15 protein-coding genes and 1 other annotated feature are annotated in these 13251 nt (G+C 44.4%); all 15 genes read left to right on the forward strand.

Features of this window, described 5'->3' with window-relative positions:
* The first annotated feature begins 130 nt into the window (after positions 1-130).
* On the forward strand, positions 131-1060 hold the full coding sequence (spoIIGA, locus tag ACTSEZ_RS04505) for a sigma-E processing peptidase SpoIIGA (protein ID WP_369732984.1): 930 nt from the start codon (positions 131-133) through the stop codon (positions 1058-1060).
* 300 nt (positions 1061-1360) lie between these two features.
* Positions 1361-2080 carry an RNA polymerase sporulation sigma factor SigE gene (gene sigE, locus ACTSEZ_RS04510; protein WP_029284992.1) on the forward strand — a complete coding sequence of 240 codons (720 nt, stop codon included), beginning with the start codon at positions 1361-1363 and terminating at the stop codon, positions 2078-2080.
* 72 nt (positions 2081-2152) lie between these two features.
* Complete coding sequence (gene sigG / locus ACTSEZ_RS04515; RefSeq protein ID WP_087946299.1) at positions 2153-3001, forward strand: RNA polymerase sporulation sigma factor SigG; 849 nt, start codon at positions 2153-2155, stop codon at positions 2999-3001.
* Between the two features lie 93 nt (positions 3002-3094).
* Positions 3095-3358, forward strand: coding sequence for a YlmC/YmxH family sporulation protein (locus ACTSEZ_RS04520; RefSeq protein WP_369732985.1), 264 nt, complete (start codon positions 3095-3097; stop codon positions 3356-3358).
* 87 nt (positions 3359-3445) lie between these two features.
* Positions 3446-4285, forward strand: coding sequence for a peptidoglycan editing factor PgeF (gene pgeF, locus ACTSEZ_RS04525; RefSeq protein ID WP_369732986.1), 840 nt, complete (start codon positions 3446-3448; stop codon positions 4283-4285).
* The gene (locus ACTSEZ_RS04530; protein ID WP_369732987.1) at positions 4282-4950 is read left to right on the forward strand and encodes a YggS family pyridoxal phosphate-dependent enzyme; all 669 of its coding nucleotides are present in this window, start codon (positions 4282-4284) and stop codon (positions 4948-4950) included. The genes pgeF and ACTSEZ_RS04530 overlap by 4 nt, the downstream gene beginning before the upstream one ends.
* Before the next feature lie 21 nt (positions 4951-4971).
* Positions 4972-5412, forward strand: coding sequence for a cell division protein SepF (locus ACTSEZ_RS04535; protein ID WP_369732988.1), 441 nt, complete (start codon positions 4972-4974; stop codon positions 5410-5412).
* Positions 5413-5418: 6 nt separating this feature from the next.
* Positions 5419-5682 (forward strand): YggT family protein, encoded by a 264-nt coding sequence (locus tag ACTSEZ_RS04540; protein ID WP_029284986.1) that lies wholly within the window; start codon positions 5419-5421, stop codon positions 5680-5682.
* Positions 5683-5767: 85 nt separating this feature from the next.
* Positions 5768-6538 (forward strand): YlmH family RNA-binding protein, encoded by a 771-nt coding sequence (locus ACTSEZ_RS04545; RefSeq protein WP_369732989.1) that lies wholly within the window; start codon positions 5768-5770, stop codon positions 6536-6538.
* 96 nt (positions 6539-6634) lie between these two features.
* Positions 6635-7147, forward strand: coding sequence for a DivIVA domain-containing protein (locus ACTSEZ_RS04550; RefSeq protein WP_029284984.1), 513 nt, complete (start codon positions 6635-6637; stop codon positions 7145-7147).
* A 52-nt stretch (positions 7148-7199) separates the two neighbouring features.
* Positions 7200-7429: a binding site (T-box leader), on the forward strand.
* Positions 7430-7489: 60 nt separating this feature from the next.
* Positions 7490-10261, forward strand: coding sequence for an isoleucine--tRNA ligase (gene ileS, locus ACTSEZ_RS04555; protein ID WP_369732990.1), 2772 nt, complete (start codon positions 7490-7492; stop codon positions 10259-10261).
* Positions 10262-10677: 416 nt separating this feature from the next.
* A complete protein-coding gene (locus tag ACTSEZ_RS04560) occupies positions 10678-11049 on the forward strand; it encodes a TraR/DksA family transcriptional regulator (RefSeq protein ID WP_369732991.1) in 372 nt (123 codons plus the stop codon).
* 81 nt (positions 11050-11130) lie between these two features.
* Positions 11131-11613, forward strand: coding sequence for a signal peptidase II (lspA, locus tag ACTSEZ_RS04565; protein WP_369732992.1), 483 nt, complete (start codon positions 11131-11133; stop codon positions 11611-11613).
* Entirely contained in the window at positions 11594-12508 is a 915-nt protein-coding gene (locus ACTSEZ_RS04570) for an RluA family pseudouridine synthase (RefSeq protein ID WP_369732993.1), read from the forward strand. The genes lspA and ACTSEZ_RS04570 overlap by 20 nt, the downstream gene beginning before the upstream one ends.
* A 187-nt stretch (positions 12509-12695) precedes the next feature.
* Entirely contained in the window at positions 12696-13241 is a 546-nt protein-coding gene (gene pyrR, locus ACTSEZ_RS04575; RefSeq protein WP_029281474.1) for a bifunctional pyr operon transcriptional regulator/uracil phosphoribosyltransferase PyrR, read from the forward strand.
* The last annotated feature ends 10 nt before the right edge of the window (positions 13242-13251 follow it).

Consider the following 13251-nt stretch of genomic DNA (forward strand, 5'->3'; position numbering starts at 1 on the left):
AAAAATACTCTATTTTATCGGCAGTAACTGACAGACTTCACCTGCTGTGCTCAGCTATACTATTACTATCCACTCGGACAGCGCCCTTATTTTTTCTTAGATGTGAAAACCTCAGGGGAAGGAGTTTAACGTGGCCATTTATTTGGATGTAATCTGGTTTTTGAATTTTTCTTTTGATCTTTTCCTGCTGCTTTTGACGAATATTTTGCTGAAGCAGAAACTGATGAAGATCAGGATTTTGATTGGAGCCTTGATTGGATCTGGCATCGTTGTCCTTCTGTTCACTCCTTTTTCACCCATTGCAACGCATCCGTTAGGCAAGTTATCCGTTTCTGTCTTCATGATACTGGCAGCCTTTGGATTTAAGAGGTTTAAGTATTTCGCCAAGTGTCTGCTTACTTTTTATTTCGTTACTTTTATGGTAGGCGGGGCCATGATGGGGGCCCATTATTTTATTCAGACGGAAATCGGATTTGCAGACGGAATTTTAATGACAAACTCAGGGGGTTTTGGCGATCCTGTCAGCTGGCTGTTTGTCATCGCCGGCTTTCCTGCAGCCTGGTATTTTTCAAGAAAAAGGCTTGATGATCTTGAGATGAAAAAGATTCAATATGACATGATTGTCTCGGTTTATATCAAGATTGGGGAAGCATCGTTCACACTGAAGGGTCTGATAGACAGCGGAAATCAGCTTTATGATCCCATCTCAAAGTCCCCGGTCATGATTGCAGATGCCAATAAGCTAAAAGGGCATGTTCCGGATGCGCTGCTTGAAATAGCGCTACAAGAAGATGTGATGACGGCTTTAACCGCGTCAAGTGAATCTCATTCTATGGATAACAGAGTAAGAATCATTCCGTTTCGGGTCGTCGGAAAATCAAATCAGTTTTTAATTGGTCTAAAACCGGATGAGGTCATTGTGACAACAAAAGATGAAACGATTCTTGCTTCGAAAACGATTATCGGGCTGAACCGAACAAGCCTGTCGCCTGAAGGGGAATATGACTGCATCGTTCATCCCAAAATGCTTCAGAGCGGAGCCGTGCAGGATGTTTCGTAAAGATTTCCACCGTTTGATGGTTCTAAACGCAGTGACAAGTGCCATCAAACCACAATATCAACTGCTTGATGGTACCGAACGCAGTGACAAGTACCATCAAACCATAATTTCCACCGCTTGATGGTTCTGACCGCACTGATAAGTGCCATCAAACCAGATTCATAACCGCTTGATGGTTCTGACCGCACTGATAAGTGCCATCAAACCAGATTCATAACCGCTTGATGGTACCGAACTCAGCTTTATCATTATCCTGTAGTAGTGTACTCAGCTGTAAAGGAAAATAGAAGGGAGAGAATCATGAAAAAACTAAAATTGCAGATTACGTATCTCTGGTATAAATTGCTGATGAAGCTGGGCCTGAAAACAGATGAAATTCACTATATCGGAGGAAGCGAAGCACTTCCGCCCCCGCTCACAAAGGATGAAGAAGAAGTCCTTCTGAAAAAACTGCCGGGAGGCGATCAGGCAGCACGCTCCATTCTGATTGAACGAAATTTAAGGCTTGTCGTCTATATTGCCAGGAAGTTTGAGAATACAGGCATTAACATTGAAGATTTAATCAGCATCGGAACAATTGGACTAATCAAAGCTGTCAACACCTTTAATCCGGAAAAGAAAATCAAGCTTGCCACCTATGCATCAAGATGCATCGAGAATGAAATCCTGATGTATCTGAGAAGAAACAACAAAATCCGGTCTGAAGTTTCATTTGATGAACCATTGAATATCGACTGGGACGGAAACGAGCTGCTCCTCTCGGATGTTCTTGGAACAGAAGAAGACATCATCACAAAAGACCTTGAAGCAAATGTGGACCGCAAACTTCTCCTTAAAGCTCTTCAGCAGCTGAATGACCGGGAAAAACAGATCATGGAACTGCGGTTTGGCCTTCAGGGAGGAGAAGAAAAAACGCAAAAAGATGTCGCGGATATGCTGGGGATCTCCCAGTCCTACATATCCAGGCTTGAAAAGAGAATTATCAAAAGATTGCGCAAAGAATTCAATAAAATGGTCTAAAAAAATATTATCCGCCTAATTTCCAGTTCCTGTATGCTTTGGAGGCACTTCCGACATTTTTGGCTTTTGGACATGTGCATATTTTTCCCACCTAAGGAGATACTTAACTCTGTACAGCAGCTCCTGTTAGGAGGGAAAGATGTGGCAAGAAATAAAGTTGAAATATGCGGAGTAGATACTTCCAAACTTCCAGTCCTGAAAAATGAGGAAATGAGAATCCTGTTCCGCGAGATGCAAAGCGGCAATTCGGATGCACGGGAAAAGCTCGTGAACGGGAATCTTCGCTTGGTTTTGAGCGTCATTCAGCGATTTAACAACCGCGGTGAGTTTGTCGATGACCTGTTTCAAGTTGGCTGTATTGGACTTATGAAATCCATTGATAATTTCGATCTTGGCCAGAATGTAAAATTTTCAACTTATGCTGTACCGATGATTATTGGAGAGATCAGACGCTATTTGCGCGATAACAATCCGATCCGGGTTTCCAGATCTCTTCGTGATATTGCCTACAAAGCTTTGCAGGTCAGAGAACAATTGATGAGCAAAACCTCAAGAGAACCGACCGCGGAAGAAATATCCCGGGTACTGGAAGTCCCGCATGAAGAAATCGTCTTTGCACTGGATGCCATCCAGGACCCGGTGTCGCTTTTTGAGCCGATCTACAACGATGGCGGGGATCCAATCTATGTCATGGATCAGCTCAGTGACGAAAAAAACCGCGATTCACACTGGATTGAAGAAATTGCTTTAAAAGAGGGAATGCGCAGGCTTAATGAGCGTGAAAAGCTCATATTGAGAAAACGGTTCTTCCAGGGAAAAACCCAAATGGAAGTGGCGGAGGAAATCGGCATCTCACAAGCGCAGGTCTCAAGGCTTGAAAAAGCTGCTATCAAACAAATGAATAAGAATATACAAAATTAGAGCCGTCTATCAGGACGGCTCTTTTTCATGAAATGCAGGGCATAGAACGCTCACATTCATACATATAGTTAAGTAAGACGGGGGGCGGATGCGATGATGAATATATCTGAATTTCAGACAAAAGATGTTGTCAATGTTTCAGATGGAAAGAAGCTCGGAATGGTATCGGATTTTGATATAAATGTAACGACGGGGAAAATTCAGGCTGTTTTTATCAGCGGGCCTGGCAAGGTACTCGGTTTTTTCGGCAAGGAGGAAGAAGTCGTCGTACCGTGGAGAAACATTGTCAAAATCGGGGAAGATGTGATTTTAGTCCGTGTAAATAGGGAAATAGACCAAAACAGCGAATTAATTTAACAATCTTTCTGTCGTAATGGGAAAGATGTGGTAAAATATAGTCGTATATAAAATGCACCAAACAGCAAACAGAAGGAATGATCATTTATGACTCAGAATCCGCTTAATCTTCAGCATGAGACATACTTAAACAGCCCGGACTGGGAACAATTAAATGAAGATCTCGTTATAGGATTTACAACAAAAAACGGGGGAGTCTCAAGTGGTCACTTTCAGTCTCTGAATCTTGGCCTTCATGTCCACGACGATCCCGCAAGTGTAACAGAAAACAGAAAGATCCTTGCATCAGCCGTGAATATGCCTATTGAACATTGGGTTTATGCAGACCAGGTTCATGACAGCAGCATTTATAAAGCACGCAAGGAAGACCGTTCAAAAGGGACAATGAATTATGCTTCTGCTGTTCCGGAAACAGACGGCCTTTACACAGATGAAGAAGGCTTGATGCTTTCTCTCTGCTACGCAGACTGTGTGCCTCTTTTCTTCTATGAGCCTGAAAAAAGGCTGGTCGGCACTGCTCATGCAGGCTGGAAAGGCTCAGTCCTTGATATTGGGGGCAAAATGGCCAGAACGTGGACCCTGAAGGAAGGCGTCTCGGCACAATCCATTTATGCCATCATCGGACCATCCATCGGACCTTGCTGCTATACAGTTGATGATTATGTCATTGACAGAGTGAACAAAGCGCTGTCTAACGCTTTCCCTTCTCCATATGAAGAGGTATCTGCCGGGCAGTATTCGCTTGACTTAAAGCTGCTCAACAAATACTTGCTGTTGAATGCAGGTCTGAGCGAGTCCCGCATATTGACAACCCCGCTTTGTACAAGCTGCGAATCTTCCCTGTTTTTTTCACACAGGAGAGATGGGGGCAAGACCGGAAGAATGGCTGGATTTATCGGTTTAAAGGGGAGGCAAAAACAACTGTGAGCGTGAAACAGAACTTAGAGGAAATACGTGCAAGAATTAAACATACATGCAGTAAAACAGACCGCAATCCGGATGAGATCAGACTGATTGCCGTCACGAAATATGTCAGCATTGAACGGGCGAAAGAAGCTGTTGAAGCAGGCATTGCACATCTTGGCGAAAACAGAAATGAAGGTCTTGCCGAAAAATACGAAGCTATAGGAAACAGTGCTTCATGGCATTTTATCGGAAGCCTTCAGACGAGAAAAGTAAAAGACATGATTGATAAAGCAGACTACATACATTCCCTGGACAGGCTCTCGCTTGCTAAAGAAATTGATAAGCGGGCCGATGATAAAGTAAAGTGCTTCATTCAAGTGAATACGTCGGGAGAAGAATCCAAGCATGGCATGACACCTGAGGAAGTTCTCCCATTTGTTAAGGAGCTTGAGAATTATCCGAACATTCTTGTCGTCGGATTAATGACTATGGCACCTAACACAGATGATGAACGTGTATTGAGAGAATCCTTCAAAAGGCTCCGTACATTGCGCGGGGAAGTAGAATCCCTTCATCTGCCGTATGCACCTTGCAGTGAGCTTTCTATGGGAATGTCGAATGACTTTGAAATAGCGGTTGAAGAAGGCGCTACTTTCATCCGCATCGGCTCAGCCCTGGTTGGATAAGAAATCGGAGGTGTCACGTACATGAGTATTAAAAATAAGTTTAAAAGCTTTTTTGCCCTTGATGAGGAAGAATATGAATATGTTGAGCAGGAGAGGCACCAGGACTATGATTACGAGGAAGAACAGCCATTTCCTCCAAAGCCGCAGCAGACCAAACAGAATGTTGTCAGTTTGCAAAGTGTTCAGAAATCATCTAAAGTGGTTTTATGCGAGCCGAGAGTTTACGCTGAAGCTCAGGACGTTGCCGATCAGCTGAAGAACAGACGGGCAGTTGTTGTCAATCTTCAGCGCATTCAGCATGATCAGGCAAAGCGCATTGTAGACTTTTTAAGCGGAACTGTGTACGCTATAGGGGGAGACATTCAGAAAATCGGAGCGAATATTTTCCTGTGCACACCGGATAACGTTGATGTTGCAGGTTCGATTTCAGAAATTGTCTCGGAAGAAGATCAGAGGTGGTAAAATTAAATGGGCGTAGTAGCTGATGTTTTATTTACGTTGTTGCAGGTTTACTCTTATGCGATTATTATTTACATCTTGCTTTCATGGTTTCCGAATGCAAGAGAAAGCAGTTTCGGACAGCTGCTTGCTAAAATTGTAGAGCCGTACCTTGAACCTTTCCGCAGGTTTATTCCGCCGCTTGGCATGATTGACATCTCACCAATTGTTGCACTTCTTGCCCTGCGATTTGCAGGATACGGGCTTAACTCAATCTTCACAATGATTGGATAAGATACAGGCGGTGCCGTACATAACGGCACTGTTTTCATTTTGGCTCCAATTTATAGGAGCTTAACGAAAAGGCTGGAAGATAAGCATGGACCACATTTATCAGCACTTCAGACAAGAAGAACGGCATTTTATCGATCAGGCGGCTGAATGGAAAGAAAGTGTTTTGACTAATTATTCTCCAAAGCTGACGGATTTTCTCGACCCGAGGGAGCAGGAGATGGTCAAAGCCGTTATCGGGTCAGGCGAAGACGTTCGACTTCAGTTTTCGGGCGAGGATATGGAACGGAAGCGGGCGCTGCTCTATCCGGACTACTTTACTCCTTCCCATGATGATTTTCAGCTGTCCCTGCTTGAGATCGGCTATCCGTCTAAGTTTGTTAGCATCGATCACCGGCAAGTATTGGGTTCTTTAATGTCACTCGGGCTCAAACGTTCAAAATTCGGCGACCTGCTTTTTTCAGGTGACCGGATCCAGCTGGTTGCTGCAAAAGAAACAGAAGCTTTTCTTTTGATGAATTTGACTGAAATTGGCCGGACAAAGGTTTCGCTGAACGCACTTGACTGGAGTGAGCGCATCCTCCACGTGGAAGAAATGCTTGAAAAAACAGCGACCGTGAGCTCTTTAAGGCTTGATGCTGTTGCAGCATCTGTCTATAACATTTCCCGGCAAAAAATTGGTGCGCTGATTCAAACCGGGTATGTGAAAGTAAACTTTCGGGTCATCGAGCAGCCGTCATTTGAATGCAGAGAAGGAGACACGCTTTCTGTAAGAGGCCACGGCAGATCCAAACTGTTGTCGATTGATGGCAGGACAAAGAAAGATAAGTGGAAAATCTCATACGGGATTCAAAAATAAATTTGGGAAAATAGAAGGATTTTTGCCTTTTCTGTCAAAATATGAATTATACTTGAAGAAAGATCGATTGATCAATACATACTGGAGGTGGCAGAAGTGCCGTTAACACCGCTTGATATTCATAACAAAGAATTTAACAAAGGGTTCCGGGGCTATGACGAGGATGAAGTCAATGAATTCCTCGACCAGGTCATCAAAGATTATGAGCTTGCCATCCGCGAGAAAAAAGAACTCGAAAACAAAGTGACTGAACTTAACGAACGCATTGGTCATTTTTCAAATATCGAGGAAACACTTAATAAATCCATTCTTGTAGCGCAGGAGGCTGCTGAGGAAGTCCGCCGCCACGCACAAAAGGAAGCGAAGTTGATTGTGAAGGAAGCAGAGAAAAACGCTGACCGCATCATCAATGAATCGCTTTCTAAATCAAGAAAAATAGCCGTTGAAATTGAAGAGCTGAAAAAGCAGTCGAAAGTTTTCAGAACACGCTTCCAGATGCTGATTGAAGCACAGCTTGACCTTCTTAAAAATGATGACTGGGATCACCTCCTTGAGTATGAACTGGAATCATTATATGAAGAGCGCGAAGAATCAAAGGTGCAGTCTTGACTTTAAAGCACCATTTCACATATAATTTGATGACTACTATATTATAAATGATTAAAAAACCATGACAGGGACAGTAGCAGTATGAAGTCTTTCAAAGCGAGCCGGAGATGGTGCGAGTCCGGCAAAGAAGCAAACTTGCGAAAATCACCCTCGAGTTTTTTTGCTGAACCTATAGAATCAGTAAGCAAAAACGCGTTATTCACGTTACGAATCTCAAAGAGGATAAGCGTTTTTTAGCTTGTCTAAAAGGGTGGTACCGCGAGAAACCTTCTCGTCCCTTCTGGGATGAGAAGGTTTTTTGTGTTTTTTCTGCCCCATTACAAACTGTCTGGAGGAATACCGATGGAGTACAAAGATACCCTGCTGATGCCGAAAACCGAATTTCCGATGAGAGGAAATCTTCCTAACCGTGAACCGCAAATTCAGGAAAAATGGGAAGAAATGACGATTTATCAAAAAGTGCAGGAGCGCACAAAAGACCGCCCGAAGTTTATTCTTCATGACGGACCGCCGTATGCAAATGGAGATATCCACATGGGCCATGCACTGAACAAAGTGCTTAAGGATTTTATCGTCCGCTATAAATCCATGAGCGGCTTCAACGCTCCATATGTGCCTGGATGGGACACACATGGTCTGCCGATTGAAACGGCTCTGACTAAAAACAAAAAAGTAAACCGCAAAGAATTAAGTGTAGCCGAATTCCGCAAGCTGTGTGCAGAGTATGCGTGGGAGCAGATCAACAATCAGCGGGAGCAGTTTAAGCGTCTCGGTGTTCGCGGAGACTGGGAAAACCCTTATGTGACGCTGAATCCGGAATACGAAGCACAGCAAATCAAAGTATTCGGGGAAATGGCGAAGAAAGGGTACATTTATAAAGGATTAAAGCCGGTCTATTGGTCACCTTCCAGTGAGTCTGCTCTTGCAGAAGCTGAAATCGAGTATTATGACAAACGCTCTGCTTCTATTTATGTAGCATTTACTGTTGCACAGGGAAATGATGTGCTGAACGGCGGAGAAAAAATCATTATCTGGACGACTACTCCGTGGACGATTCCTGCAAACCTTGGCATTGCCGTTCATCCGGAACTTGAGTATACGGTGGCAGATGTAGAAGGGGAATCATTCGTTGTTGCATCCGCATTGCTTGAAACGGTAGCTAAAGAACTCCAATGGGCAGACTATAAGGCTGTCAAAACATTCAAAGGCACAGAGATCGAAAGAGTGTCTGCAAAGCATCCGCTGTATGACCGTGAATCACTTGTTGTTTTAGGAGAACATGTAACGACAGATGCCGGTACCGGCTGCGTTCATACTGCACCTGGCCATGGGGAAGATGACTTTATCGTCGGCCAGAAATACGGTCTTGATGTCCTTTGCCCGGTTGATGAAAAAGGCCATATGACAAGCGAGGCACCAGGGTTTGAGGGCATGTTCTATGATGCTGCAAACAAGCCGATTACAGAAAAGCTTGAAGAAGCAGGAGCACTGCTCAAGCTTTCGTTCATCACACACTCATACCCTCATGACTGGAGAACGAAAAAACCGACCATTTTCCGTGCAACTGCCCAATGGTTTGCATCCATCAAGGATTTCCGCGAGGATCTACTTCAGGCAGTAAAAGAAACGAAATGGGTTCCTGCCTGGGGCGAGACAAGATTGTTCAACATGGTTCGCGACCGCGGGGACTGGTGTATTTCAAGACAGCGTGCATGGGGAGTTCCGATCCCTGTCTTTTATGCAGAAAACGGAGAGCCGATTATTACGGATGAAACGATCAATCATGTATCCGGCCTGTTCCGCGAGCACGGTTCAAACATCTGGTTTGAACGTGAAACAAAAGATCTTCTTCCTGAAGGGTTCACGCATCCTGGCAGCCCGAACGGAAACTTCACGAAAGAACAGGACATCATGGATGTCTGGTTCGACTCTGGTTCTTCCCATCAGGCAGTATTGCTTGAAAGAGATGACCTGCAGCGTCCGGCAGACCTTTATTTGGAAGGCTCTGACCAATACCGCGGCTGGTTTAACTCTTCCCTGTCCACTGGTGTTGCTGTAACAGGAAAAGCTCCATATAAAGGCGTTCTCAGCCATGGTTTTGCACTGGACGGAGAAGGGCGCAAAATGAGTAAATCTCTTGGGAACGTTGTGCTGCCTTCAAAAGTTATGAACCAGCTTGGGGGAGACATTCTTCGTCTTTGGGTAGCTTCTGTTGACTATCAGGCTGATGTAAGAGTTTCAGACAACATTCTGAAGCAAGTAGCAGAGGTGTACAGAAAAATCCGCAATACGTTCCGTTTCCTTCTTGGTAACCTTGCTGATTTTAACCCTGAAACAGATGCCCTCGCGTTTGACGAGCTGCGCGATGTTGACCGTTACATGTTGGTGAAGCTGAATAAACTGACAGACAAAGTGAAAAAATCGTATGAAGACTATGAGTTCGCGGCCATCTTCCATGCAGTTCATAACTTCTGCACAATTGAACTCAGCTCCTTCTATTTGGATTTCGCTAAAGATGTTCTCTACATCGAAGCTCCTGATAACAAAGAGCGCCGCGCCATTCAAACCGTTCTTTATGACACGCTGCTTTCACTTGTCAAGCTGGTTGCGCCGATCCTTCCTCATACAGCTGATGAAGTATGGGCACACATCGACTCTGTTTCAGAAGAAAGCGTTCAGCTTACAGATATGCCTGAAAGCAAAGAGATTGCCGGTGCTGACGTGCTTGAGAAGAAATGGGATGCTTTCATGGAGCTTCGCGATGATGTCTTAAAGGCACTTGAAGCAGCCCGCAATGAAAAAGTAATCGGCAAATCGTTAACTGCAAGCATCCAAGTATATGCGAACGGGGAAGCGAAACAATTGCTTGAATCAATTGATGAAAACTTAAAGCAGCTGTTCATTGTATCAGGCTTTAAGCTTGCAGGAAATTATGAGGACGCTCCGCAGGATGCACATACTTGCGACAAAGTGAAAATCACAGTTAAACCTGCTGAAGGCGAAACGTGTGAAAGATGCTGGGTTGTCACAACCGATGTGGGCGAAAATGAAAATCACAAAACACTGTGCACCCGCTGTGCAGCAATTGTTGACGAACATTATACGACTGCTTAAACATTCAAAAACCGCTGAATTGTTCAGCGGTTTTTTTGTGTATTTTTTCCTGTTGGCTAAACGGCAGATTCCGCTTTTCGCGGTGTCCAGCTCCATCGCTCAACCCTTCCGTCAGAACAAAATCCCCCAAAAAGTCAAATCCGGACTTTTCGGGTGATTTCTTTTCTGCCTGTCGGAGCTAAACGGCTGATTCCGCTTTTCGCGGTGTCCAGCTCCATCAGCCAACTCCTCCGTCAGAACAAAATCCCCCAAAAAGTCAAACCCGGACTTTTCGGGTGATTTCTTTTCTGCCTGTCGGAGCTAAACGGCTGATTCCGCTTTTCTAATTCCCTCCACAGGAAAATTCTTAAAAGCGTGAGGAGTTTCAAACCGGATAGACTATAGGTACAAAGCCAAGCCACAAGGAGATGTCCGCTATGAGTATAGATGCTATCTGGCATGAGCTTCAATTGATGCAGCGAGAGCTTAAGTCAAGGCTTTTTGATCATTGTCTGTTTGATATGGAGACAGAACAGCCTCATTTATTTTATCCATACAAAGAAAAAACAATTATGGGACATGTAAAAGAAGAGTTGAATGACGTTGAGAGAGCGCTCCTGAAAATAAAAAACGGAACGTACGGCATTTGTGAAGAAACCGGCCTTGCAATTGAACTTGAAAAATTAGCGATTATCCCCACTGCAAGAAGCATACATGATTTTGCTTTTCAGGAACTGTATGAACGAAAATCCCTGCCTCATATGAATTATCATCCACCCCTCTATTCAGAAGCAGAAGAATATATGTAATAGCTTAGAGACAAGCTTTGCTCTTCTATTTTGCCTGTGATACAATTCAGAAGTATATTATAGGAAAGTTGGGGAAAGCTTGTGCTTTACTATCTCATCGCACTTGTGATTATTGCACTGGATCAGCTCACCAAATGGCTGATTGTGAAAGAACTTGAAATCGGGGAAAGCATTCCGGTTATTGAAAATGTCCTGTATATTACCTCACATCGGAATCAGGGAGCTGCCTGGGGAATTCTTCAGGGCCAGATGTTGTTTTTTTACGTGATTACGGTTATTGTAGTAGCCGGCCTGGTTGTTTATATCCAAAAATATACAAACGGAAGCCGTCTGATGGGGATTGCCCTCGGCTTAATGCTTGGCGGTGCGATCGGCAACTTTATTGACAGAGTGATCCATCAGGAAGTGGTCGATTTTGTCCAAACCTATATTGGTACATACCCGTTTCCAATTTTCAATGTAGCGGATTCTGCACTTTGTGTGGGAGTGGCGCTGCTCTTTATCGTCATGCTTTTAGATGGGAAACAAGAGAAGGAGAAAGTGAATGAACAGCATAGAAATTAAGATTGATGACAGCAATAAATATGAACGCCTTGATAAGCTGCTTGCTTCGGAAAATGCAGACTGGTCAAGAAGCCAGGTCCAGATCTGGATAAAAGAAGGACACGTGAAAGTGAATGACGGAGAGTCAAGAAGCAATTATAAAGTTCAGCCCGGCGATACGGTCACTCTTCTCATTCCGGACCCTGAACCGCTAGATGTTCTGCCGGAAGAAATGAATCTTGATGTTTATTATGAAGATGCAGACGTTCTTGTTGTCAATAAACCTAAAGGAATGGTTGTGCATCCTGCACCAGGACATTTGTCAGGGACGCTTGTAAATGGACTGATGGCCCACTGCAAGGACCTTTCCGGCATTAACGGCGTCATGAGACCGGGCATTGTCCACCGGATTGATAAAGATACATCAGGACTTCTGATGGTTGCCAAAAATGACATGGCGCACGAGTCACTGGTTAACCAGCTTGTAGAAAAATCGGTTACAAGACGTTATCAGGCGATTGTTCATGGGATTATTCAGCATGACAAGGGAACAGTTGATGCTCCGATCGGCCGCGATAAACAGGACCGCCAGAGCATGACGGTTACAAATGAGCACAGCAAGGACGCTGTCACTCATTTTCATGTTCTTGACCGCTTTGCCGGCTACACGCTGATTGAGTGCCAGCTTGAGACAGGCAGAACGCATCAGATCAGAGTTCATATGAAATACATCGGTTTCCCTATTGTCGGCGATCCGAAATACGGCCCGAAAAAAACGCCGAATATCGGCGGCCAGGCGCTTCATGCAGGCGTTCTCGGCTTTAAGCATCCCCGCACGGGCGAGTACCTTGAATTTAATGCTCCGCTACCTGCTGAATTTCAGCAGGTAATCGAAGATCTGAAAAAAAGTCATTGACACAAGCCGTATGATTTGTCATAATAGCCGTAGTTGAAAAATGAACCTTTAAGACAGTCCCGTGAGGCTGAGAAGGAAACGGATCTTATGCGCATAGTCTGCGTACAATTCAGCACGCATCCAATCCCTCTTGCCAAACGGCAGGAGGGATTTTCTTTTTGCAGGTTCAAAAGGAGAGGTGAATAGCATGCCCCAAAAAGCAGTTGTGCTTGACCAGCAGTCAATTAGAAGAGCATTGACGAGAATTGCCCACGAAATCATTGAACGAAACAAAGGCATCGATTCTGTCATTCTTGTCGGGATTAAGACAAGAGGCATCCACCTTGCCAAAAGGCTTGCAGAACGGATCGAACAGATTGAAGGCAAGCCCGTAGAAGTAGGAGAGCTTGACATTACACTCTACAGAGATGACCTTTCCAAAAAAACAGTGAATGAGGAGCCGCTCGTGAAAGGCTCGGATATTCCTGCAGATATCACAAACAAAACAGTCATTCTGATAGATGACGTCCTTTATACAGGAAGAACAGTCCGCGCCGGGCTTGATGCGCTGATTGACATCGGAAGACCTTCACAGATTCAGCTCGCAGTCCTGGTAGACAGAGGACACAGAGAATTGCCGATCCGGGCAGACTATGTCGGCAAAAACATTCCGACCTCAAGCTCTGAAAAAATTGTCGTCGAACTGATGGAAGTCGACAAAAACGATCAGGTCGCCATACATGAAAAAGAATAGACCACCTTTT

It is taken from the genome of Metabacillus mesotrionivorans (assembly GCF_052171315.1).
GTDB lineage: Bacteria > Bacillota > Bacilli > Bacillales > Bacillaceae > Bacillus_P.